The organism is Delftia lacustris, from assembly GCF_040267515.1.
Classification (GTDB): Bacteria; Pseudomonadota; Gammaproteobacteria; order Burkholderiales; family Burkholderiaceae_C; genus Comamonas; species Comamonas tsuruhatensis.
Map to the genome: position 1 here is coordinate 5,788,245 of NZ_CP141274.1, position 22,578 is coordinate 5,810,822.

General features: G+C 69.6%; 20 protein-coding genes. 16 read left to right on the top strand and 4 right to left on the bottom strand.

Annotated features, from left to right (window positions below; genetic code table 11):
- The first annotated feature begins 120 nt into the window (after positions 1-120).
- From U6958_RS28040 to ssuD, 14 genes are all read left to right on the top strand, one after another.
- Positions 121-693: a MarR family winged helix-turn-helix transcriptional regulator gene (locus U6958_RS28040; RefSeq protein ID WP_074923060.1), complete on the top strand. Its 573-nt coding sequence runs from the start codon at positions 121-123 to the stop codon at positions 691-693.
- Positions 694-960: 267 nt separating this feature from the next.
- Positions 961-1,776 (top strand): MetQ/NlpA family ABC transporter substrate-binding protein, encoded by an 816-nt coding sequence (locus U6958_RS28045; protein ID WP_167368421.1) that lies wholly within the window; start codon positions 961-963, stop codon positions 1,774-1,776.
- 48 nt (positions 1,777-1,824) lie between these two features.
- Complete coding sequence (locus U6958_RS28050; protein WP_016454128.1) at positions 1,825-2,631, top strand: MetQ/NlpA family ABC transporter substrate-binding protein; 807 nt, start codon at positions 1,825-1,827, stop codon at positions 2,629-2,631.
- Between the two features lie 23 nt (positions 2,632-2,654).
- Positions 2,655-3,848 carry a methionine ABC transporter ATP-binding protein gene (locus U6958_RS28055; protein WP_074923058.1) on the top strand — a complete coding sequence of 398 codons (1,194 nt, stop codon included), beginning with the start codon at positions 2,655-2,657 and terminating at the stop codon, positions 3,846-3,848.
- Positions 3,820-4,482 (top strand): methionine ABC transporter permease, encoded by a 663-nt coding sequence (locus U6958_RS28060; protein WP_012203707.1) that lies wholly within the window; start codon positions 3,820-3,822, stop codon positions 4,480-4,482. Before U6958_RS28055 ends, U6958_RS28060 begins: the two co-directional genes overlap by 29 nt.
- 83 nt (positions 4,483-4,565) lie before the next feature.
- Entirely contained in the window at positions 4,566-5,858 is a 1,293-nt protein-coding gene (locus U6958_RS28065) for an SfnB family sulfur acquisition oxidoreductase (RefSeq protein WP_047217975.1), read from the top strand.
- 5 nt (positions 5,859-5,863) lie between these two features.
- Entirely contained in the window at positions 5,864-7,141 is a 1,278-nt protein-coding gene (locus tag U6958_RS28070; protein WP_046988047.1) for an SfnB family sulfur acquisition oxidoreductase, read from the top strand.
- Between the two features lie 25 nt (positions 7,142-7,166).
- The gene (locus tag U6958_RS28075; protein WP_012203704.1) at positions 7,167-7,991 is read left to right on the top strand and encodes a MetQ/NlpA family ABC transporter substrate-binding protein; all 825 of its coding nucleotides are present in this window, start codon (positions 7,167-7,169) and stop codon (positions 7,989-7,991) included.
- Positions 7,992-8,016: 25 nt separating this feature from the next.
- Positions 8,017-9,381: an LLM class flavin-dependent oxidoreductase gene (locus U6958_RS28080; RefSeq protein WP_074923057.1), complete on the top strand. Its 1,365-nt coding sequence runs from the start codon at positions 8,017-8,019 to the stop codon at positions 9,379-9,381.
- An 87-nt stretch (positions 9,382-9,468) separates the two neighbouring features.
- Positions 9,469-10,779 carry an acyl-CoA dehydrogenase family protein gene (locus tag U6958_RS28085; protein WP_074923056.1) on the top strand — a complete coding sequence of 437 codons (1,311 nt, stop codon included), beginning with the start codon at positions 9,469-9,471 and terminating at the stop codon, positions 10,777-10,779.
- A gap of 271 nt (positions 10,780-11,050) precedes the next feature.
- Complete coding sequence (gene msuE, locus U6958_RS28090; protein WP_074923055.1) at positions 11,051-11,680, top strand: FMN reductase; 630 nt, start codon at positions 11,051-11,053, stop codon at positions 11,678-11,680.
- Positions 11,677-12,858 (top strand): acyl-CoA dehydrogenase family protein, encoded by a 1,182-nt coding sequence (locus U6958_RS28095; RefSeq protein ID WP_034390714.1) that lies wholly within the window; start codon positions 11,677-11,679, stop codon positions 12,856-12,858. Before msuE ends, U6958_RS28095 begins: the two co-directional genes overlap by 4 nt.
- 9 nt (positions 12,859-12,867) lie before the next feature.
- Complete coding sequence (locus U6958_RS28100; RefSeq protein WP_016450171.1) at positions 12,868-14,028, top strand: sigma 54-interacting transcriptional regulator; 1,161 nt, start codon at positions 12,868-12,870, stop codon at positions 14,026-14,028.
- A complete protein-coding gene (gene ssuD / locus U6958_RS28105) occupies positions 14,025-15,179 on the top strand; it encodes an FMNH2-dependent alkanesulfonate monooxygenase (RefSeq protein ID WP_046988041.1) in 1,155 nt (384 codons plus the stop codon). Before U6958_RS28100 ends, ssuD begins: the two co-directional genes overlap by 4 nt.
- 23 nt (positions 15,180-15,202) lie before the next feature.
- Here the strand turns inward: ssuD and U6958_RS28110 are convergent, their stop codons facing one another.
- The 4 genes from U6958_RS28110 to U6958_RS28125 all read right to left on the bottom strand — a co-directional run bounded on the left by U6958_RS28110 (position 15,203) and on the right by U6958_RS28125 (position 20,522).
- Positions 15,203-16,540, bottom strand: coding sequence for an MmgE/PrpD family protein (locus tag U6958_RS28110; RefSeq protein WP_047326045.1), 1,338 nt, complete (start codon positions 16,538-16,540; stop codon positions 15,203-15,205).
- A 72-nt stretch (positions 16,541-16,612) separates the two neighbouring features.
- Entirely contained in the window at positions 16,613-18,715 is a 2,103-nt protein-coding gene (locus tag U6958_RS28115) for an acetate--CoA ligase family protein (RefSeq protein WP_074923054.1), read from the bottom strand.
- A gap of 4 nt (positions 18,716-18,719) precedes the next feature.
- Positions 18,720-19,511 carry an enoyl-CoA hydratase/isomerase family protein gene (locus U6958_RS28120; RefSeq protein ID WP_074923053.1) on the bottom strand — a complete coding sequence of 264 codons (792 nt, stop codon included), beginning with the start codon at positions 19,509-19,511 and terminating at the stop codon, positions 18,720-18,722.
- A 33-nt stretch (positions 19,512-19,544) separates the two neighbouring features.
- On the bottom strand, positions 19,545-20,522 hold the full coding sequence (locus tag U6958_RS28125) for a tripartite tricarboxylate transporter substrate binding protein (RefSeq protein WP_016453777.1): 978 nt from the start codon (positions 20,520-20,522) through the stop codon (positions 19,545-19,547).
- Between the two features lie 274 nt (positions 20,523-20,796).
- Between U6958_RS28125 and U6958_RS28130 the strand changes: the two genes are divergently transcribed.
- Positions 20,797-21,585: an IclR family transcriptional regulator gene (locus U6958_RS28130; RefSeq protein ID WP_074923052.1), complete on the top strand. Its 789-nt coding sequence runs from the start codon at positions 20,797-20,799 to the stop codon at positions 21,583-21,585.
- Between the two features lie 115 nt (positions 21,586-21,700).
- Positions 21,701-22,543, top strand: a complete 843-nt coding sequence (locus U6958_RS28135) for an alpha/beta fold hydrolase (RefSeq protein ID WP_189354077.1) — start codon at positions 21,701-21,703, stop codon at positions 22,541-22,543.
- Positions 22,544-22,578 lie beyond the last annotated feature (35 nt).

Sequence of the window (22,578 nt, forward strand, 5' to 3'; positions counted from 1 at the left end):
ATAATACGCTTAACGTACTATACATAAAGCGTAATATATGAAAGCCGTAAAATCAACCGCCCTTTCTTCTCCCGGCTTCAACCCGGTTTCACCCGCCTTCACCCGCTTCCATCCACTCCCATGAGTCCGCGCAAGACCGCTGCCGCACCGGCCCCCGAATCCACCCCCCTCGCCAACGCCCCCGAAGCGCTGCGCCCGCACCTGGCCCTGATGGCCCAGACCGCGCAGCCCGGCACCGACACGCAGGCCGCCGGCCTGGGCCTGCTGCTGCTGTGGCTGGCCGACGATGTGGAGCAGCGCGCCAACGCATCGCTGCAGGCGTTCGGCCTGTCCGAGAGCAAGCTCGACGTGCTCATGATCTTCGGCCTGGCCGAGCGCGGGCTGCTGGGCGACACGGTGGTCACACCCTCCTACATCGCCAGCTACGTCGGCGTGACGCGCTCGTCGGTGACGGGCCTGCTGGACTGGCTGGAAAAGCGCTCGCTGCTGGCGCGCAGCCTGAGCCAGGAAGACCGCCGCAGCTTCGACCTGGCGCTCACCGACCAGGGCCGCGAGGTGCTGGCCCGCGCGCTGCCGGCCTTCTGGCGCATGTGCGAGTCGCTGGTCGACTACCTGGACGAGGGCGAGCGTGCCAGCCTGCAGTCCATCCTCTTCAAGGCCTGGACGAGGATGAAGGCGCAACAGGCCGCTTGAGCCTGGGAGCGCGGCAGGCCGCCCTGGCTGCCGCAAGCCTGCGCAGCCGGCACGGTGCCATATTTCGCGCGGGCATAAGCTCAATCTTGCTTGTGCAAAATTTCCTTTGCGATCAATGCCTTGCGCCGCGCATGGCTCGCTATAAGGAAATGTGAATTCCGTCGTGGTGCGCGCCGGGGCCGGGTGTTGCAATGCCTTCAGAGGCCATGCCGGCAGGCGCCATGTGGGCGCCGGCGCCGGGCCTGGCCGAGCTGGAGGAACCACGCCTTGCCCACGCGCAGAAACACATTGCTCTGGTCGCTCGCCGCCACGCTGGCGCTGCCCGGCCTTGCGGCGGCCGCCGCGCTGAAGATAGGCGTCACGCCCGGCTCGCTGGCCGACTCCGTGGAGGTCGCCGCCAAGGAGGCGCGCGCCCAGGGGCTGGACGTGCAGGTCATCGAGTTCACCGACTGGACCACGCCCAACACGGCGCTGGCGGCCGGCGACATCGACCTCAACTACTTCCAGCACCAGGCCTTCCTGGACAACGCCATCCGCGAGCGCGGCTATGCCTTCACCAGCGTGGCCACGGGCCTGCTGCCCAACATCGGCCTGTACTCGCTCAAGACCCAGCGCTTTGCCGACCTGAAGGAGGGAGCGCGCGTCGGCGTGGCCAACGACCCCGTCAACCAGGGGCGCGGCCTGCTGCTGCTGGAGAAGGCCGGCCTGATCCAGCTGCGCGAAGGCAAGGGCCCGCGCGCGGGGCTGGACGACATCGTGTCCAACACGCGCAGGCTGCGCTTTGTCGAGATCGAGGGGCCGCAGCTGGTGCGCGCGCTGGACGATGTGGACCTGGCCCAGGGCTACCCGGCCCACTTCGTCAACGCCGGGCGGCCGCAGGTGGCCGGCAATGCGCTGCTGTATTCGGGCATTGACGACCTGTACTACGCCATCCGCTTCGTCTCGCGCCAGGACAACGCCCGGGACCCGCGCATTGCGCAGTTCGTGCGCATCTACCAGACCTCGGGCGCCGTGCAGGCGCAGATCCACAAGTCATTCGCCGCCAACGACAGGCTGTACAGCCTGCCGTGGCGCAAGCCGTGACGCGGCCCCTTCCTGTCTTTTTCGAACCTTTTTTTTCCGGAGATCCCGATGAAGCTTTCCCGTGCCCTGATCGCCCCGCTGGCCGCCCTGGCCCTGTTCTCCGCCCATGCTGCCGACAAGCTGCGCATCGGCGTGGTGCCCGGCGCCTACGCCGACTCGGTGGCCGTGGCCGCCAGGGAGGCCAAGGCCCAGGGCATCGATGTGCAGGTGGTGGAGTTCACCGACTGGACCACGCCCAACGTGGCCGTGGACTCGGGCGACCTGGACATCAACTACTTCCAGCACCAGCCCTTCCTGGACAACGCCATCCAGAAGAACGGCTACAAGCTGGCCAGCGCGGGCACGGGCATCCTGGCCAACGTGGGCCTGTACTCGCTCAAGCACAAGGCCATCGCCCAGGTGCCGCAGGGCGGCAAGGTGGGCATTGCCAACGACCCCGTGAACCAGGGGCGCGGCCTGCTCTTGCTGCAGAAGGTGGGGCTGGTCAAGCTCAAGCCCGGCGTGGGCTACCTGGGCAGCCTGAATGACATCGTCGAGAACCCCAAGAAGCTCAGCTTCGTCGAGGTCGAGGGGCCGCAGCTGGTGCGCATCACGGGCGACGTGGACATCGCCCAGGGCTACCCGCACTTCATCGTGGCGGCCAAGGCCTTCGATCCGTCCAGCGGGCTTGCATATTCGGGCATCGAGGATGCGCGCTTTTCCATCCAGTTCGTGGTCAAGGCCAACCGCACGCAGGACCCCGTGGTGCAGAAGTTCATCCGCATCTACCAGAACTCCGATGCGGTGAAGGCCGAGGCCCAGCGCGCCTTCTCCAACGACAAGCGCCTGTACAACCTGGCCTGGGTCAAGCCCTGAGCGGCGCGGGGAGGACTTCAGCCATGTCAACCAGCATTGCAGCCAGGCAGCCCCTGGCGGACAGGCCGGCCCACGAGGCGGACAGGCCGGCCCATGACGCGGGCAGGCGCTCATCGGCAGCGGCCGGCACCACGCGGGAATCCATCCGTGGACCCGGCGCCGTGGCCTTCAGCGGCGTGGCCAAGACCTACCAGTCTTCGGCCGGGCCCGTACAGGCGCTGGACGCGATCAGCCTGGAGATCGCCCCGGGCAGCATCTTCGGCATCATCGGGCGCAGCGGCGCGGGCAAGTCCAGCCTGCTGCGCACCATCAACCGGCTGGAGCAGCCCAGCAGCGGCCAGGTGCGGGTCGATGGCGTGGACATCGGCACGCTGGACGAATCGCAACTGGTGCAGCTGCGCCGGCGCATCGGCATGATCTTCCAGCACTTCAACCTGCTGTCGGCCAAGACGGTGCATGACAACGTGGCCCTGCCCCTGCAGGTGGCGGGCCTGCCGCGCGCACGCATCGATGCGCGGGTGAAAGAGCTGCTGGCCCTGGTGGGCCTGCAGGAGAAGGCAGACACCTATCCGAGCCGGCTGTCGGGCGGGCAAAAGCAGCGCGTGGGCATTGCCCGCGCCCTGGCCACCGACCCCGAGATCCTGCTGTGCGACGAGGCCACCTCGGCCCTGGACCCCGAGACCACGCAGTCTATCCTGGAGCTGCTGCGCACCATCAACCGCAAGCTGGGCATCACCATCATCCTGATCACGCACGAGATGAGCGTGATCCGCGAGATCGCCGACCGCGTGCTGGTGCTGGAGCAGGGCCGCATCGCCGAGCTGGGCGAGGTCTGGAAGGTCTTCGGCAACCCGCAGCACCCGGCCACGCGCGCCCTGCTGGCACCGCTGCAGCATGGCCTGCCCGACGACCTGCGCCAGCGCCTGCTGAGCACCGCGCCCGCAGGCCGCCACGAACGCATCCTGCAGCTGGCCTACCGCGGCGAGGACGGGCTGGAGCCCGACTTCCCGCGCATCGCCCAGGCCCTGGGCGGCCGGGTGCGCCTGCTGCATGGCGGCGTGGACCGCATCCAGGGCCATGCCCAGGGGCAGCTGCTGATCGCGCTGGGCGGCGGCACGGCCGCGCATGACTGGCACACATTGACGCAGGGCCCGGCGGCCATTGCGCATGACATCAAGGATCTCGGATATGTCGCTGAATCTGTCCATTCCCATTGAGCGCTACGGCAACGCGCTGGCCGACACGCTGATGATGGTCGGCGTCTCGGGCGGCATCGCGCTGGCGGCGGGCATTCCGCTGGCGGTGCTGCTCATCGTCACCGCGCCCGGCGGCTTCCTGGCCTCGCCGCGCACGCACCGTGCGCTGGGCAGCGTGATCAACGGCTTCCGTGCCACGCCCTTCATCGTGCTGCTGGTGGCGCTGATCCCGTTCACGCGGCTGGTGACGGGCACCACCATCGGCGTGTGGGCGGCCATCGTGCCGCTGGCCATCAGCGCCACGCCGTTCTTCGCGCGCATCGTCGAGGTCAGCCTGCGCGAGGTCGATCCCGGCCTCATCGAAGCCGCCCAGGCCATGGGCTGCCGCAAGTGGGACATCGTGCGCCACGTCTACCTGCCCGAGGCCCTGCCCGGCATCGTGGGCGGCTTCACCATCACCCTGGTGGCGCTGATCAGCTCCTCGGCCATGGCCGGCGCCGTGGGCGCAGGCGGCCTGGGCGACCTGGCCATCCGCTACGGCTACCAGCGCTTTGACACCCAGGTGATGCTGCTGGTGATTGCCGTGCTGATCGCGCTGGTCACCGTGGTCCAGGTGCTGGGCGACCGCTACGTGCGCCGGCTGCGCAGCCGCTGACGCTGAAAACAGGCACCACGCCTTTCCCTCCGGGGCCGCCGCCTGGCGGCCCTCTCCCCACCGACTCAGCAACGAGGCACGGAATGACCACACCGGATGCCCTGGGCGCAGCCTTGCCCGGCAACACACACCACACCCCGGGCGGGGCGCTGCGGCGCCTGCCCCTGCCGCCCTCCACTCCGCACCGCATCGCCAGCGAGGCCGAGGCCCTGCAGGCCGCCCAGGCCCTGGCCGATGAATGGCGCGCGGACGCAGCCGCCCGCGACCATGAGCGGCGCCTGCCCTGGCAGGAAATCGAGCGCCACACGGCCAGCGGGCTGGGCGCCATCACCGTGCCCCGCGCCTACGGCGGCCTGGGCGCCTCGTACGAGACGCTGGCCCAGGTCTTCGTCACGCTGTGCGCGGCCGACCCTTCGCTGGGCCAGATTCCGCAGAACCATTTCGCCGTGCTGCAGAACCTGCGGGACATGGGCAGCGAGCCCCAGAAGCGCCGCTGGTTCGCCGACGTGCTGGCCGGCCACCGCCTGGGCAATGCCGGGCCGGAACGCAAGGGGCGCGCGGCCCATGTGCTGGAGGCCACGGCGCGCCTGTCACGCGATGCCGCAGGCGGCCTGCGCGTCAGCGGCACGCGCTTTTACTCCACGGGCTCGGCCTTCGCGCACTGGGTGCCCTTCCGTGCCCAGGACGAGGAGGGCCGCATCGTGCAGGTCTGGGTGCGGCGCGATGCGCCGGGCGTGACCGTGTTCGACGACTGGGACTCCTTCGGCCAGCGCACCACGGCCAGCGGCAGCGTGCAGCTGGACCAGGTGCAGGTACATCCCGAGGACGTGGTGCCTGCCTGGCAGTTCGAGGCCACGCCCTCGCTGTCCGGCCCGGTGTCGCAGCTGATCCAGGCCTCCATCGACGCGGGCATTGCCCAGGGCGCGCTGCGCGACGCGGTGGACTTCGTGCGCGACAAGAGCCGGCCCTGGATGGACTCGGGCGTGGCGCGCGCCAGCGACGATCCCCACCTCATCCACGAGGTCGGCCAGCTGCAGATCGAGGTGGATGCGGCCTATGCCGTGCTGCTGGAGGCCGCGCGCACGCTGGATGCGCTGGCTGCAGCGGCGGGTGGCGCGGTGGACGAGCAGGCCAGCGCCCAGGCCTCGGTGGCCGTGGCCGAGGCCAAGATCCTCACCACCGAGGCCGCGCTGCAGGCCGGCGAGCACCTGTTCGCGCTGGCCGGCTCCTCGGCCAGCCGCGCCGCCCACCACCTGGACCGCCACTGGCGCAACGCCCGCGTGCACACGCTGCACGACCCCGTGCGCTGGAAATACCACCTGCTGGGCAACTACCTGCTCAACGGCGCCCTGCCGCGCCGCCACCAGTGGAACTGACCGCCATGACACAGACATCGACCCAAGAGCTGCAGGCCCTGGCCTCCACGCCGGGCAGCCAGCCCGCTCCCGCAGCGCCTCCGGCCCGGCCCGCCCACATCATCGGCAGCGAGGCCGAGGCGCTGGAAGCGGCCCGCAGTTTTGCCGCCCTCATCGCCCCCGGCGCGCTGGCGCGCGACCGCGACCGCCTGCTGCCCTGGCAGGAGGTGGAGCAGTTCAGCCAGAGCGGCCTGTGGGGCATCACCATTCCCCGGGAGTACGGCGGCGCGGGCGTGTCCACGGCCACGCTGACGCGGGCCATTGCCCTGATTGCGGCGGCCGATGGCAACTTCGGCCACATTCCGCAGAACCACTACTACTCGCTGGAAGTGCTGCGCGTGGGCGGATCGCCCGCGCAAAAGGCCTTCTTCTATGACCGTGTGCTGCGCGGCGAACGCCTGGGCAATGCGCTGGCCGAGATCGGCCACCGCGACTTCCAGCGCCGCACCCGGCTGCTGCGCGACAGCGGCGGCTGGTTCGTGCAGGGGCGCAAGTTCTATTGCACGGGCGCCCTGTTCGCGCACTGGATTCCCACCCTGGTCAGCGCGCAGGAAGAGGCGCCGGGGCACGGCGAGCGCATGTATCTGGTCTTCATCCCGCGCGATGCGGCCGGCGTCACCGTCACCGACGACTGGGACGGCTTCGGCCAGCGCGTGACGGGCAGCGGCTCCGTGCAGTTCGACCGCGTGCGCGTGGAGCCCGAATGGGTGGTGCCCTTCACCAGTTCCTTCGAGCGGCCCACCACCATCGGCCCCTTCGCCCAGATCATCCATGCCGCCCTGGACGCGGGCATTGGCCACGGCGCGCTGCAGGCCGCCCTGCCCTTCATCCGCGAGCATGCGCGGCCCTGGGTGGACGCGGGCGTGGCCAGCGCCACGCAGGACCCGCTGCTGCTGCAGCAACTGGGCAATGTCCACGTGCGCCTGCGCGCCGCCGATGCCCTGGTGGCCCGCGCGGCCCTGGCCGTGGACGCCGCCCAGCGCGCGCCCACGGACGACAGCGTGGCCGCCGCCTCGGTGGCCGTGGCCCAGGCCAAGGCGCTGAGCACCAGCGCCAGCCTGCTGGCGGGCAGCAAGCTGTTCGAGCTGGCGGGCACGGCCTCCACCCTGGCGGGCCAGGGCCTGGACCGCTTCTGGCGCAACGCGCGCACCCACACCCTGCACGACCCCGTGCGCTGGAAATACCACGCCGTGGGCAACTACGTGCTCAACGGCATACGCCCGCCGCGCCATGGCGCGCTCTGACCTTTATCAACGACACAGGAATGCAATGATGACAACGACCTCCCCCACCCTCTGGCCCCGGCTGGCCGCCTTCCTGGGCGCTGCCCTGCTCGCGGGCAGCGCCCTGGCCGCGCCCCTGAAGATCGGCGTGGTGCCGGGCATCTTCGCGGACTCGGTGGAAGCCGCCGCCAAGGAGGCCAAGAAGCAGGGCCTGGACGTGCAGGTGGTGGAATTCACCGACTGGGCCACGCCCAACGTGGCGCTGGACGCGGGTGATATCGACCTCAACTACTACCAGAACAGCAACTACCTGGCCAATGCAGCGCGCAGCAAGGGCTTCAAGTTCACCAGCGTGCAGGCGGGCATCCTGTCCTATCTGGGCCTGTACTCCACGCGCCACAAATCCCTGGCCGACCTGCCCACGGGCGCCAAGGTGGCCATTGCCAGCGACCCCGTCAACGTGGGCCGCGGCCTGCGCCTGCTGCAGCACGCGGGCCTGATCACGCTGCGCCCCGACACCGGGCTGCTGGGCACCCAGGCGGACATAGTCTCCAACCCCAGGAAGCTGCAGTTCGTGGAGATCGAGGGCCCGCAGCTGGCCCGCACCACGCCCGACGTGGACCTGGCCCAGGGCTTTCCGTATTTCATCATCGCCTCCAAGGCCTTCGATGCCAGCAAGGGCCTGGCCTACACCAGCTACGAGGACGACTCCTGGGCCATCCAGTTCGTGGCCCGCAGTGACCGCGCGGCCGACCCGCGCATCGCCCGCTTCCTGGACATCTACAAAAACTCCGACGTGGTGCGCAAGACCATCCACGCCTTCTACCTGAACGACCAGAAGCTCTACCGCCTGGCCTGGTTGAAGAACTGACGCAACGGACTGCAGGACCCGCCCCATGACGCAAGCCAAGCGCCACATCCACGTCAACGCCTTCAACATGAACTGCGTGGGCCACATACACCACGGCCTGTGGACCCATCCGCGCGACCGCTCCACCGAGTACGGCACGCTGGCCTACTGGACCCACATCGCCAGGGTGCTGGAGGAAGGCCTGTTCGACGGCATCTTCATCGCCGACGTGGTCGGCTACTACGACGTCTACCAGGGCGGCGTGGACCTGACCCTGCGCGAAGGCATACAGCTGCCCGTCAACAACCCCTGGCTGCTGGTCTCGGCCATGGCGGCGGTGACGCGGCACATCGGTTTCGGCCTCACGGCCACCGTGGGCGCGCACCAGCCCTATACCTTCGCGCGCGACGTGACCACGCTGGACCAGCTGACCAATGGCCGCATCGGCTGGAACATCGTCACCGGCTATGTGGACAGCGGCGCGCGCGGACTGGGCCAGGACGGCCTGGCCGAGCACGACAGCCGCTACGACCGCGCCGACGACTTCCTGGAGCTTTCCTACAAGCTCTGGGAAGGCAGCTGGGAAGAGGGTGCCGTGATCGCCGACAAGGCGCGGCGCATCCACGCCCTGCCCGGCAAGGTGCACCCGGTGGTGCACGAGGGGCCGTTCTACCGTGCCAACGCCATCCACATGAGCGCGCCCTCGCCCCAGCGCACGCCCGTGCTGTTCCAGGCCGGCACCTCGCCGCGCGGGCTGCGCTTTGCAGGCCGGCATGCCGAGGGCATCTTCATCGGCGCGCGCACGCCCGAGGCCGCGCGCGAGGCCTCGCGCCAGCTGCGCCAGGCCGCCGTGGACGCGGGCCGGCGCCCCGAGGACATCAAGATCTACGCCGGCGTGGCCGTGGTGCCCGGCCGCACCGAGGCCGAGGCCCGCGAGAAATACGCCGACTACCTGGCCCACGCCAGCGCGGAAAGCGGGCTGGCCCACTTTGCCGCCAGCACCGGCGTGGACTTTGCGCAGTACGGGCTGGACGACCCCATCTCCTTCGGCAACACCAACGCCATCCAGTCGGCGGCCCAGGCCGCGCAGAAGCAGGGCTGGACCACGCGGCGCAAGCTGCTGGAGCAGTTCACGCTGGGCAGCCGCTACGCCACCATCGTGGGCGACCCGTCCCAGGTGGCCGACGAGCTGGAGCGCTGGATCGACGTGGGCGAGATCGACGGCTTCAACCTGACGCGCATCGTCGCGCCCGAGACCTGGGAAGACTTCGCCCGTCTGGTCGTGCCCGAGCTGCAGAACCGGGGCCGCTACCGCACCAGCTACGGCGACGACGCCACACTGCGCCAGCGCCTGTTCGGCCAGGGCGACCGCCTGCCCGCCAGCCACGCCGCCGCGCGCTGGCGGCGTTGAAGTCCTTAGCCACCCTCCCCACCGGCCCGTGGCCCGGCCCTGCCTTGCAGGCAGGCCGGGTTGGCGGGCCTTTGAATTTGCAAAGCCATGACCACCACCCTCCCCTGCGCCACCGAGCCTGCGGCCTACGCGGCGCCCGGCCCAACCACAGACGGCCCGGCCGATCCCGACGCGCCCTCGCTGCCATCCCTGCAGGCGCGCTTTCGCCCCGTGTTCGACCGCATCGCCCAGGGTGCGGCCGAGCGCGAACGCACGCGCAGCCTGGCCCATGAACCCATCGCCTGGCTGCGTGACAGCGGCTTCACCGCGCTGCGCGTGCCGCGTCGCCTTGGCGGGGCCGGCGCCAGCGTGGAGCAGCTGTTCGCGCTGTGGACCGAACTGGCCGAGGCCGACTCCAACGTCGCCCAGATCCTGCGCCCGCACTTCGGCTTTCTGGACCGCGTGCTCATCGACCGCGATGCCGCCACCCAGGCCCGCTGGCTGCCGCTGGCCGCGCGCGGCGCCGTGTTCGGCAATGCCACCACCGAGGTGGGCACGGGCGCCCTGGGCACGCTGCAGACCACCCTGGTGCCCGATGCGCAGCCCGGCTGGTGGCGGCTGGACGGGCGCAAGTTCTACAGCACGGGCACCCTGTATGCCGACTGGGTGACCGTGGTGGCGCGCGCGGTGGAGCCGGGCAAGGAAGACCAGACCGTGCACGCCGTCGTGCCCACCTCGGAGGCCGGCGTGCAGCGCTTCGATGACTGGCGCGGCTTTGGCCAGCGCCTGACCGGCTCGGGCACCACCGTGCTCAGCCAGGTGCGCGTGCCCGACGACGCCGTGATCCGCTTCCCGCGCGCCCAGCCCACGCCCCTGGTGGCCTATTTCCAGCTGGCCCACCTGGCCACCCTGGCCGGCATTGCCCGGGCCTTGCAGCGCGATGCCATCGCCTATGTGCAGGCGCGCCGCCGCGTGTTCAGCCACGGCAGCGCCACCCTGCCCAAGGACGATCCGCTGGTGCAGCACATCGTCGGCCAACTGGCCGGCACGGCCTACATCGCAGGCCTGGCCGTGGCCGACGTGGCCGCCGAGCTGGGCCGCATCGCGCGTGAGCGCGAGGCCGGGCGCGAGGTGCCGCTGCAGCAGCTGCATGCCCTGGAGCTGCGCACGGCCCAGGCCCAGGTGGCCGTGGTCGATCCCGTGCTGCAGGCGGCCGCGCGGCTGTTCGAGGTGGGCGGCTCCAGCGCCCTGTCCGAAGACCTGGCACTGGACCGCCACTGGCGCAATGCGCGCACCCTGGCCTCACACAACCCCGTGCTGTACAAGGCCCGCTCGGCGGGCGACATCCTGCTCAACGGCGCCGACCCCATCTACTACTGGCACGTGGGCGTGACGGGCGTGACGGGCGTGGCGGGCTGAAGGCCCTTGCGCGGCCGCGCTGCGCAGGGACGGGCGCAGCGGCCGTGCCCATATCGCCAGAACGCATTGGCACATGCCATGCGCCACAAAATCCCTTTCAGAAACAAGCACTTGCCAAGGCACCCAAACCGATAAGCAAATGCGTTAAGTTTCTTTCGCCATACCGGCGTTCGGCCCTGTAATGAAGACATCCATCCCACCTCGTCCGGGCTGGCAGTCTTCGCAAACCGCATGCCGCGCTGCCTCCTGGAACCCACGCCAAGGATTTTCCATGAGCCGATCGCTGAAGACTGTCATCGTCAATGGCAGCCTGAGCCGCCCCTCCCGCACCCGTGTCCTGCTGGACGCCCTGCATGCCCGCCTGGGCCAGGAGCTGCCGCTGCAGGCACACGTCATCGACCTGCTGGACCTGCAGCCCCACCTGGGCGCGGCCCTGTCCAAGAACGACCTGCCGCCGGCCACACTGCAGGCCATCGAAGCCATCGAGCAGGCCGACTTCCTCATCGTCGGCGCGCCGGTCTTCCGCGCCAGCCTGCCCGGCCTGCTCAAGCACCTGTTCGACCTCATCGACCTGGACGCGCTGCAGGGCACGCCCGTGCTGCTGGCCGCCACCGGCGGCAGCCCGCGCCACGCCCTCATCCTGGACCACCAGCTGCGCCCGCTGTTCGGCTTTTTCTCGGCCCTCACCCTGCCCATTGGCGTGTACTCCACGCCCGAGGACATCCAGGACGGCCAGGTCCACAGCGAATCGCTGCGCCAGCGCATCGAGCTGACCGTGCAGCTGTCGGCCCCGGTGCTGCGCGGTGCGCTGCAGCAGCTGGTGCAGGCCCAGGCCCAGGCCGAGGCACAGCCGCCCGTTCCCGAAGCCGCCGACCTGGCCCTGGCCGGGCAGCCCGCGTGAGCCAGGCACAGGCCGTCCCTGCGGACCCGATAGCCACTGCGCAGGATCTGGCGCAGCGCCTTGCCGCCACGGCGGCCCGGCGCGATGCCGCAGGCGGCACGCCCAAGGCCGAGCGCGATGCGCTGCGCGCCAGCGGCCTGCTGGCACTGAGCATTCCGCGCGAGCTGGGCGGCCTGGGCGCGGACTGGGTGCAGACGCTGGAGACGGTGCGCATCCTGGCCACGGCAGACGGCTCGCTGGCCCATGTCTACGGCTTCCAGCACCTGCACCTGGCCACCGTGCAGCTGTTCGGCCAGCCCGCCCAGTGGCGGCCCTGGCTGCTGCAGACGGCACGCCACCGCTGGTTCTGGGGCAATACGCTGAACCCTCTGGACCGCCGCACCACGGCCACGCGCCAGCCCGGCCACTGGGAGTTCTCGGGCAAGAAGAGCTTCACCTCGGGCGCGCTGGACTCGCAGATGCTGGTGGCCTCGGCCATCGATGCCGACAGCGGCCAGCTGCTGATCGGCGTGGTGCCCACGGAGCGCACGGGCATCACCTTGCTGCGCGACTGGGACAACATGGGGCAGCGCCAGACCGACAGCGGCTCGGCCCTGTTCGAGCGCGTGCGCGTGGAGGCGGCAGAGCTGCTGCTCGACCCCGGCCCGCTGTCCACGCCGCATGCCGCGCTGCGCCCGCTGCTGGCCCAGCTCATCCTGGCCCATCTGTTCCTGGGCATTGCCCAGGGTGCGCTGGAGCAGGCGCGCGGCTACACGCTGAACGAGGCGCGGCCCTGGTTCAAGTCCCCTGCCGATGCGGCCGGCGCAGACCCCCACATCCAGGCGCTGTATGGCGAGCTATGGGCCGCGCTGGAAGGCGCGCGCCTGCTGACCCTGCAGGCCGCGCAGCGCTTTGACGCCGCCTGGCGCCGGGGCCCGGCGCTGACCGCCCACGAGCGCGGCGAAGTCGCCGTGGCCGTGACGGCCGCCAAGATTGCCACCACGCGCTCGGGGCTGGACCTGTCCAGCCGCATCTTCGAGGCCACGGGCGCGCGCGCCACGCACGCGGCGCTGCGCTTTGACCGCTTCTGGCGCAACCTGCGCACGCAGACGCTGCACGACCCGCTGCACTACAAGCTGCAGGAGCTGGGCGACTGGGTGCTCAACGGAACCCATCCGCAGCCCAGCTTCTATTCGTGACGCCGCGCCATGAACACCCGTCTGCCCACCTGGCCGCCCGGCAAGTCCTCGGCAACACCTGCGCCCGTACCTGCGCCCGCGCCCGCAGCCTCTGCCGCGCACGATGACGGCGCCGCGCCCGCGCCGTGGATACTGCAAGACCCGGCCTCGCAGGCCCTGCTCAAGACCATGGGACAGGTGGCCGCCAGCGAGGCCGGCGTCCTCATCCTGGGCGACAGCGGCGCCGACAAGGAAATGGTGGCCCGCCACATCCACCGCCTGAGCCCGCGCCGCCACGGCCCCTTTGTCGCCGTCAACTGCGGCGCGCTGTCCGAGGCCCTGATCAACGCCGAGCTCTTCGGCCACGAAAGCGGTGCGCTGACGGGTGCCTTCGGCAACCTGCCCGGCCGCTTCGAGGACGCCCACGGCGGCACCCTGCTGCTGGACGAGATCGACGACCTGCCCCTGCACATCCAGAGCAAGCTGGTGCGCGTGCTGCAGGACAAGGCGGTCACCCGCATCGGCGCCAGCCAGCGCACGCCAGCCGATGTGCGCGTGCTCGCAGCCAGCAGCGCGCCGCTGCACACCAAGGTGGCGGCGCGGCGCTTTCGCGAAGACCTGTACTACCTGCTCGATGTCGTCACCCTCACCGTGCTGCCGCTGCGCCAGCGCCCGGCCGACATCCTGCCGCTGGCGCGCCACTTCATCGCAAGCTACTGCCAGCGCATGCGCTACGCGCCCATGGCACTGAGCCAGGACGCGCAGCGCAAGCTGCTGGAGCACGACTGGCCCGGCAACAGCCGCGAGCTGGAGAACGTCATCCACCGCAGCCTGCTGCTGACCCAGGGCATGCACATCGGCGCGGGCGACCTGCACATCGCCAGCAGCCAGGGCGAGCCCGATCCCGTCCCCACACGCGAGGCCGAACACGGCGCCCAGGCCGCCGCCGCCGAACTGGCCCTGGGCGAAGCGCTGGACAGCCTGTGCGACGTGCATGCCGAAGGCCTGGAGCAGCACGTGCTGGGCGCCCTGCTGCTCAAGGCCTGGCAGCGCAACCGCGGCAACCAGGTGCAGACCGCGCGCCAGCTGGGCATCAGCCGCAGCGTGGTGCGCGCGCGGCTGCAGCGCCTGGGCCAGGTGCCGGGCGAGGCCGCGCCACCGTCTTTTCCATCGTCCCCGGAGATCCCATGAGCCAAGACCCCCACGCATCGCCAGACATCTTCTGGTTCCTGCCCACCTCGGGCGACACGCGCTACCTCGGCACCTCCGACTTCGGCCGCGCCCCCACCAACGCCTACATGCGCCAGATCGCCGTCACGGCCGAGGAGCTGGGCTACGACGGCCTGCTGATCCCCACCGGCAGCTCCTGCCTGGACCCCTGGGTGGTCGCCTCCAGCCTGGTGCCCGTCACGCAGCGCATCAAGCTGCTGGTGGCCCTGCGCACCTCGCTGGGCGCGCCCGTGTCCAGCGCGCGCCAGGCCGCCACGCTGGACCAGGCCCTTGGCGGGCGCCTGCTGCTCAACGTGGTGCCCGGGGGCGATGCCACCGAGCTGGAGGCCGACGGCATCTTCCTGGCCCACGACGAACGCTATGCCTACGCCGATGAATTCCTGACCATCTGGCGCCGCCTGCTGGCCGGCGAGGCCGTGGATTTCGACGGCAAATACTTCAAGGTCAAGCAGGGCCGCAACTTCTTTCCCCCGGTGCAAAAGCCGCATCCGCCGCTGTACTTCGGCGGCTCCTCGGACGCCGCCCACGACCTGGCCTCGCGCCAGGTGGACGCCTACCTCACCTGGGGCGAGCCCCCCGCCGCCGTGGCCGAAAAGTTCGCCGACATCCGCCGCCGCGCCGCGCAGCAGGGCCGCCAGGTCCGCCTGGGCGTGCGGCTGCACGTCATCGTGCGCGAGACCAACGAGGAGGCCTGGGCCGATGCCGAGCGCCTGATCAGCAAGCTCACCGACGAGGACATCGCCCGCGCCCAGGCCGGCTATGCGCGCATGGACTCCGTGGGCCAGTCGCGCATGGCCGCGCTGCACGGCGGGCGGCGCGACCGGCTGGAGGTGGCGCCCAACCTCTGGGCCGGCGTGGGCCTGGTGCGCGGCGGCGCGGGCACGGCCCTGGTCGGCGACGCGGCCACCGTGGCCGAGCGCCTGCGCGAATACGCCGCGCTGGGTGCGGACAGCTTCGTGCTCTCGGGCTACCCGCACCTGGAGGAGTCCATCCGCTTTGCCGAGCTGGTCTTCCCCCTGCTCGGCAAGCGGGCCGTCACCACCAGCGACCAGGCCCAGACCGGCGGCGCCTTCGACATCCGCAGCATCCAGCGCCGGCAGTCTGCATCGTGAGCCGCCCCCGGGCTTGCGCCTTGTCAGACCGCAAGACCCCGCAGGCAGCTCGCCCGCTCAAGCCCCCAGATGTTTGACAGCAGCTGCCGGGCACGTCCCGCGCCGGCGACGGGAGCGGCAAGCTCCATGAACTTGTCCTCCAGCTCCCCATCCGACAACGGCAGTTCGGGATCGCCCTTGCGATCGGGCTGCAACCAGACATGGCGGCGTCCATCCCTGGCAACGATTTCCAGGCGCGCCGATCTCTTTCCCGGGAAGGCCCTATCGATTTGCGGGTCCACCGAGACCTGGACGCGCTCGAGCATCGCGCGCACGGCGGGATCGGCCAGGCGCTCGGGGGTGTAAGCGGACATTCGCACGCTGCCATGGACCAAGGCCGTCGCCACCACGAACCGGAGACTGAAGCGCGCTTCGTTTTCGGTCACGGGATCGGTGTAGCAGGCGATATCCAGGGCCGGGCCATAGGTGGCCACGGCCACGCTGCAGATGTCGTCCGCCCGCAGGGCATGCTGGCTGCGCAGAGCCAGCGCGGCGTCGATGGCCGCAAAGGTATGGCCGCAGCCGACATGGTTCTTGAAGGTGAGCCGGGTGATGTGGAAGTCCCTGCCCAGCGTGTCCCCGATGCCTGACCAGTCCGGTCCGTCGCTGACAGCGCGGCCCAGGCCCGACTCCCCCTCCAGCACATCCAGCGATCCCGTCACCCCCCTGTGCGCGAGTTGCGCAGCCAGCAGGCCGGCCTCCGCTGCGCGCCCGGCATGCAGGGGCTTGGACATCGAATCCATGCGAAATGCCTGCTGCAGACCCGCAGAGAAGGTGGCCGCCGTGGCCAGTGCATGGGCGAATGGCCCTGCATCCAGCCGCAGCGCATACCCTGCGGCCGCCGCTGCCCCGAAGACGCCCACGGTGCCGGTGTTGTGCCAGAAGCGGTAGTGGGCCCGGCCCAGGGTCACTCCGATGCGGGTGGAGACCTCATAGCCCAGCACCACGGCACGCAGGAATTCCAGGCCACTGGCCCCTGCCTGCTGGCTTGCCGCCAACGCCGCTGCAATGGTTGCTGCCCCGGGGTGGTACATGGCATCGCGGAAGCTGTCGTCCACCTCGGCGGCATGGGCCGCCGAGCCGTTGAAAAGTGCCGCCGCCCGCGCCGTGGCCATGCGGCCGTTTCCAAGCCGGCAGGACCCACGGTCCAGATCCTCGGCAAGCACCTGTTCCAACTGTGCAAGAGGCGCGCAGCCCAGGCCCGGGAACAAGGAGGCATACCAGTCGATCACGGCCCGCTTGGCGTGGTGGATGACGGTGTCGGGAAGCTCGGTGCGTTGGTATCGAGAGGCAAATTGTCCGAACACTTCGGTCGCATGCATGCGTGGTCTCCTGGATGAACACTGGCCGGGGCAGTCTCACTTTTTTGGCACAAATGTGCAGTGGCCGGCCCCTCAGGCCAGAACCAGCACACCATCCGCAGCGCACACGCCCTGGCCCTGCGGCAGCACGAACACCGGGTTGATCTCCGCCTCGATCACGCGGTCGCCCAGTTGGGCGGCCATCGCAGAGAACGCGACGATGGCATCGGCCAGGGCATCGACATCCGCCTTGGGGCGGCCGCGAAAGCCGTCCAGCAGCGGCCAGGTCTTGAGCTCCCTGGCCATGTCCAGCGCTTCTGAGCGGCTCAGCACACCCAGTTGTGTCCCATCGTCGGGCAGCAGGCGCAGCGTGGTGTCCTGGAACAATTCGGCCGCAACGCCCCCCATGCCCAGCATCACGGCGGTGCCCAGCGCATCCTTGTGCAGGCCCAGGATCAGCTCGGTGCCGCCGGCCACCATCTGCTGCACCAGGAACCGGTCCGGGCGCACGCCCGCCCTGGCCTGCACGTCGGCCACCATCGCACCCAACCGGGCACCTATGGTCTGCGTCGTCAGGCCGACGGCGACACCGCCCACATCGCTCTTGTGCGTGATCCGGGACGAAAGGATCTTGAGCACCACCCGGCCGCCCAGTTCTCGCGCGGCGGCTTCGGCCTCTTCGGCGGTATGCACCACGCGCTCGGCCGCGCATGGCACGCCGAAACGGCGGAAAACGGCCTTGGCCTGCGCTTCATCGAGGCAGCCGACGGGCAGGTCCAGTTCCTGCAGGGTGTGCTTGCCGACGACCAGCTCGGAAGGCGCACCCTGGAAGCCGTTGACGCGCAGCATGCCCGCCAGCGCGGCCGTGCAGCTTTCCGCCGCAGCGAAGGCCGGCACGCCGCGTTGCGTGAGCAGCGCGCCGATTTCCGGCGCATGCGGGCTGACGTAGGCCAGCACCGGCTTGTCGGAGTGGGGCAGGCAGTCCTGAATGGCACCGGCCAGCAGCTCGGGCATGGCCAGGCTGGAGGAGCCGACGATGATCACCAGCGCGTCGTAGCTGGGGCTTGCCAGCAGGGCATTGATGGCGCCGCGCAGCAGGTCGGGACGCAGGCCCGCCAGGGTCACGTCGATGGGATTGCGGTCCAGCACGGCTTCGCTGCCGGTCTGCAGCGCGCGCAGTGCATCGGCTGTCGCCTCGTCCGGCGCAGGCGTGTCGAATCCGGCCACGCCCAGATCGTCCGACACCAGGGTGCCCGCACCGCCGGTGGACGTCAGGATGGCGATACGCCTGCCGCGCAGCCTGCGGCCCGTGGCCAGCGCAGCGGGCACGTCCAGCAGGTCGGCAAAGCTGTGCGCACGGATCACGCCGACCTGGCGGAACAGCGCGTCGTACATGCGATCCGCCCCGGCCATGGCGCCCGTGTGCGATACGGCGGCCTTGGCGCCGGCCTCGGAGCGGCCGATCTTGAAGGCCACCACGGGCTTGCCGGCACGCGCGGCCTTCAGGCAGGCGGCACGGAACCTGGCGGGATGGCGCACCGTCTCCACATACAGCGCGATCACCTTGGTGGCCGGGTCATCGGCCAGGTGATCGATGAAGTCGGCCAGTTCCAGATCCACTTCATTGCTGGTGGAAATGAGCTTGGACAGCCCGATACCACGCGCGGCCGCGCGCGACAGCAGCGAGCCCAGGATGCCGCCGCTTTGCGAGACGACGCCAATGCCGCCCGCGGGGAACTCATCCATCTCCAGCGCCCCAGAAGGCGACAGCACGATCCGGTCGGTCAGGTTGACCAGCCCGATGGTGTTGGGTCCCAGCAGGCGCATGCTGCCCGCCGCCTCGATCAGTTGCCGCTGGCGGTGCGCCCCGTCCTCGCCCGTTTCCGTATAGCCGCTGGCCAGCACGATGGCTGCCGCGCAGCCCAGCGCCGACAGTTCCCTGACGGCCTGGTGCGCACGCTCGGCGCCCAGCAGCACCACGGCCACATCGGGCACTTCAGGCAACGAGGCCACATCGGGATAGCAAGGCAAATCGCCGATGCGCTCCACGCGCGGATTGACGGGAAGAATGCGGCCGGCAAACCCGTGCTTTTGCAGGTAGGCCACCGGGCGGCCCGTGGTCTTTTTCAGGTCGGCAGAGGCGCCTATGACGGCGACGCTGCGCGGCGACAGCAGCTTGGCAATGGCTTCGCTCATGGCATCACTCCTTGCCGGCCGTCTTGGCCAGGAAGGCCTCCACCGATGCGCGGTGTTCACTGCTGGTGTAGCAGATGCCCTGGGCCTGGCTTCCCTGTGCGAAGACATCGTGCGAAGACAGCTCGAAGCTCTGGTTCAGGATGGTCTTGGTCAATGCCAGCGCGGTGGAAGAAGCCGAGGACAGCTCGCGCGCCCAGGCCTGGGCGTCTGCCACCAAGGTCTCGGCGCTGGCCTGGCGGTCCACGATGCCCAGGGCCAGGGCTTCCGGCAGCTTGACCTGGCGGCCCGTGAAGATCAGCTCCTTGGCCTTGGCCAGGCCCACGCGGCGCGGCAGGAAGTACATGCCGCCGCCGTCGGGGATGATGCCGCGCAGCACATAGCTCCACGCGAAGCTGGCCCACTCGCTGGCAATGACGAAATCACAGGCCAGCGCCGTGTCCGCGCCCAGGCCAGACGCTGCGCCGTTGACGGCGGCGATCACGGGCTTGGGCATGGTGTGCAACAGGGCCTGGACGTGGTGCACGCGCTGCTGGCGCTGCCAGCCGTTGAAGCCCACCTCGCCCGCAGGCGCGTTCATGCGCCTTTGCATTCCGGCAATGTCCCCGCCGGCGCAAAAGCCCTTGCCCGCGCCTGTCAGCACCAGGGCCTTGATGGCCTTGTCTGCCGCCACGCGCTCCAGGGCATCGATGAACTCGGTGCGCATGTCATCGCTCATGGCGTTGCGCTTGTCAGGGCGGTTCAGGGTCACGGTCGCCACCGCATTGGCGACATTCAGTTGGATCAGTTCGTAGTTCATGGCGTGCTCTCAAGGTGATCGCGGGCAATGCGATCAATCGGGATGGATGTTGTTTTGCCTGACGATCTGGGCCCAGCGCTTTTCCTCGGCCTGCACATAGGTGTCCAGTTCCGCCGCCGGCCCGGCATTGACCACCAGGCCTTCGTGTTCCAGCTTGCGAACAAAGTCCGGCGAACGGGCCGCCTTGCGGGCCGCAGTGTTCAGGCGCTCGATCACGGCAGCGGGCGTGGCGGCCGGCACGTACAGGCCGTACCAGCTCTCGACGCGGTAGCCCGGGACGGTGACGGCGATGGGCGGCGCATCCTTGAAGGCCGCAGACGGCTCGGCCGTGGTCACACCCAGCACGCGCAGCTTGCCGTTGTCGATGAAGGTGGATACCGCCGCCGCGGTGGCAAACATCATGTCCACCTGGCCACCCATCAGATCGGTGAGTGCCGGGCCTGCGCCACGGTAGGGCACATGGGTGATCCTGACCTTGGCCAGGTTGGCAAACAGCTCACCCGCCAGATGCGCCGACGTTCCTGCGCCCTGCGAGGCATAGGTCAGCTTGTCGGGACTGGCCTTGGCGGCGGCCATCACGTCCGCCACCGTCTTGTACGGGCTGGCGGCGGGCACCACCAGCACGTTGGGGCCGCGGCCGATCAGGATCACCGGCGCGAAGGCCTTGTTGCTCCCGTACGGCAGCTTGGCCTGCAGCGCCGGATTGACGGCGTGCGCGAAGGAAGCCACGACCACGGAGTAGCCGTCCGGCGCGCTCTTGGCAACGTTGTCGGTGCCGATGATCGTGCCGGCACCGGGCTTGTTGTCCACGATGACGGGCTGGCCCAGGTCCTTGGCCATCTCGGCCCCCAGCGTGCGTGCGATCAGGTCGGTTCCGCCACCGGGCGCGAAGGGCACGACGAGGCGCACGGGCTTTTCCGGGAAGGCTGCAAAGACTGCGTTGCAGGCAGTCGCGAGCACGGCAATGAGCGCAATGGCCCTGGCGCAACGGCGGGCGGCGAAACGAAGCATGGTGTGTCTCCTGGTTCTATGGGCAGAGGTCCGTTCCATGCGCAAGCGTTGCGATGACGCTGGCGACGGATTGGTGAAAGCTTAGGGAAACGCACCGCAGTTGTGATCCCCCATGTTCCAACCAGTGAAACCGCACAGCGAGCGCGCCAGGACTTGCGTTTTCATCTGCCATCCTTTCGGTGGAATACTCCACGCCATCAGGCGCCCGCGCCTGTGCAGCAAGAACCAGGCTTTCAACCGAGGATGAACCGGTCCTCCCGCAGGCGGCAGCAACATGACCCACAGGCGATCCCCCATACTCCATGACAAGCCCGGTCAGTCCCCGAGCAACCGCTCCCTGGAAAGAGGCATCGAAATACTCCGTGCGTTCAGGCCCGGGTCGGAACTGCTGGGCAACGGCGACCTGGTGGAACGCACCGGACTGTCCAAGGCCACCGTGAGCCGGCTGACGCAGACCCTGGTGGGCTGCGGCATACTGCAGGCCGATCACCAAAGCCGCGCCTTTCGCCTGGCTCCCGCTGTCCTGAGCCTGGCGCACGCCATGCGTACCGGATCGACAGTGCTGTCGATGGCGGCCCCCCTGATGCGCACCCTCGCCGAGACACGCAGGATCAACGTGGGCCTGGCCTGTCCCGACAGGGACGAGATGGTCTATCTGGAATCGATCCGCTACAACCGCCGGATTGTGCTCAGGCATGTGGTGTCGGGTCAGCGCGTGCCCATGGAGCTGACGTCGCTGGGCCGTGCCTACCTTGCCGTGGCGCCGCCTGCCAGGCGCAAGGCACTGTTCGACAGCTTCAGGCTCAAGAGAGGCGCCCAATGGCGCGACCTGGAAAAACAGATCCAGGCGGCCATCAGGTCCGTGAAAAGCCAAGGCTTCTGCGCTGCATCGTGGCAGCCGGAAGTGGTTGCACTGGCCACGCCGCTGGTGACACCCGATGCCATCTATGTCCTGAACTGCAGCGTGTCCACGACGGAGCCTGTGCCAGCCATCGTGCAGGAGCTGCACCCGGCGTTGCTGCAGCTGGGCCGCCAGATTCAGAGCCTGCTGGAGAAACGGTGAGGTTTGCCCGCCGTTCCACGCACCTGCGGGCGGCCCGCTTTGCATAGGGAAAAAACATAGCTGATATAGGCTGCATTGCCTTATCGCAATGGCGCCCGAAACCCAGACTGGCGGCATGACAAACACCCATCTGGAGACAACCGGCGTCACTCGCCGGCTCGTGCGCTACCGCCCGCAGGCTGCGAAGGACGAGATTCAAATCGAGTATGCGGACCAGGGCGCAGGGCCGGTCGTCTGCATGCTGCCATCGCTGGCCCGTTCCGGCCGGGACTACGACGTCGTTGCCCGCCATCTGCAGGCGCAAGGGCTGCGGGTACTGCGCCCCGAGCCTCGGGGCATAGGCCAAAGCCGTGGCCCCATGCAGGGGCTGACGCTGCATGACTTCGCAGCCGACGTCGCGGCCGTCATCGACCACGAAGCCACCGGCCCTGTCGTGGTCGTGGGTCATGCCTGGGGCAGCCAGCCGGCGCGCATGCTGGCGGCCGACAGGCCGGACCTGGTGCGCGGCGTCGTCATGGCCGCCGCCTCGGCAGGCAAGCTGCCGCCGGGATCGGACGAAATGCCGTATGGCCGCCTGCGGGACGCAATCGACGGCGCGGGCGATGCACGGCTGTCCAGGGAGCAGCGCCTGGACTGCCTGCGCCGCGCCTTCTTTGCCCCGGGACATGACCCCAGCGCCTGGCTGGACGGGTGGAACGCCCAGGCCCATGAAGCGCAAGGCCATGCACGGCGCGTCACGCCCGTCGATGACTACTTCAGCGCAGGAACGACCGTTCCCATACTGGACCTTCGGGCCGAACATGACGCGGTCGTGATCCCCCATGTGATGAAGTCCTGCCTGGGCGAGCGGGTGACGGAACAGGTGATTGCCGACGCGGGCCACGCCCTGGCGCCCGAGCAGCCCCTTGCCATGGCAGACGCCATTGCGGCATTCACGCGCCGCGTGTACGCCGCCTAGGCCAGCCCTTGCCCGCAAGACACCCGGCCCCTTCG

Excerpts from the sequence above, each read along its gene's own strand:
- U6958_RS28040 (WP_074923060.1), top strand. The coding sequence starts at position 121 with ATGAGTCCGCGCAAGACCGCTGCCGCACCGGCCCCCGAATCCACCCCC.
- U6958_RS28050 (WP_016454128.1), top strand. The coding sequence starts at position 1,825 with ATGAAGCTTTCCCGTGCCCTGATCGCCCCGCTGGCCGCCCTGGCCCTG.
- U6958_RS28055 (WP_074923058.1), top strand. The coding sequence starts at position 2,655 with ATGTCAACCAGCATTGCAGCCAGGCAGCCCCTGGCGGACAGGCCGGCC.
- U6958_RS28060 (WP_012203707.1), top strand. The coding sequence starts at position 3,820 with ATGTCGCTGAATCTGTCCATTCCCATTGAGCGCTACGGCAACGCGCTG.
- U6958_RS28065 (WP_047217975.1), top strand. The coding sequence starts at position 4,566 with ATGACCACACCGGATGCCCTGGGCGCAGCCTTGCCCGGCAACACACAC.
- U6958_RS28070 (WP_046988047.1), top strand. The coding sequence starts at position 5,864 with ATGACACAGACATCGACCCAAGAGCTGCAGGCCCTGGCCTCCACGCCG.
- U6958_RS28075 (WP_012203704.1), top strand. The coding sequence starts at position 7,167 with ATGATGACAACGACCTCCCCCACCCTCTGGCCCCGGCTGGCCGCCTTC.
- U6958_RS28080 (WP_074923057.1), top strand. The coding sequence starts at position 8,017 with ATGACGCAAGCCAAGCGCCACATCCACGTCAACGCCTTCAACATGAAC.
- U6958_RS28085 (WP_074923056.1), top strand. The coding sequence starts at position 9,469 with ATGACCACCACCCTCCCCTGCGCCACCGAGCCTGCGGCCTACGCGGCG.
- msuE (WP_074923055.1), top strand. The coding sequence starts at position 11,051 with ATGAGCCGATCGCTGAAGACTGTCATCGTCAATGGCAGCCTGAGCCGC.
- U6958_RS28100 (WP_016450171.1), top strand. The coding sequence starts at position 12,868 with ATGAACACCCGTCTGCCCACCTGGCCGCCCGGCAAGTCCTCGGCAACA.
- ssuD (WP_046988041.1), top strand. The coding sequence starts at position 14,025 with ATGAGCCAAGACCCCCACGCATCGCCAGACATCTTCTGGTTCCTGCCC.
- U6958_RS28110 (WP_047326045.1), bottom strand. The coding sequence starts at position 16,540 with ATGCATGCGACCGAAGTGTTCGGACAATTTGCCTCTCGATACCAACGC.
- U6958_RS28115 (WP_074923054.1), bottom strand. The coding sequence starts at position 18,715 with ATGAGCGAAGCCATTGCCAAGCTGCTGTCGCCGCGCAGCGTCGCCGTC.
- U6958_RS28120 (WP_074923053.1), bottom strand. The coding sequence starts at position 19,511 with ATGAACTACGAACTGATCCAACTGAATGTCGCCAATGCGGTGGCGACC.
- U6958_RS28125 (WP_016453777.1), bottom strand. The coding sequence starts at position 20,522 with ATGCTTCGTTTCGCCGCCCGCCGTTGCGCCAGGGCCATTGCGCTCATT.
- U6958_RS28130 (WP_074923052.1), top strand. The coding sequence starts at position 20,797 with ATGACCCACAGGCGATCCCCCATACTCCATGACAAGCCCGGTCAGTCC.
- U6958_RS28135 (WP_189354077.1), top strand. The coding sequence starts at position 21,701 with ATGACAAACACCCATCTGGAGACAACCGGCGTCACTCGCCGGCTCGTG.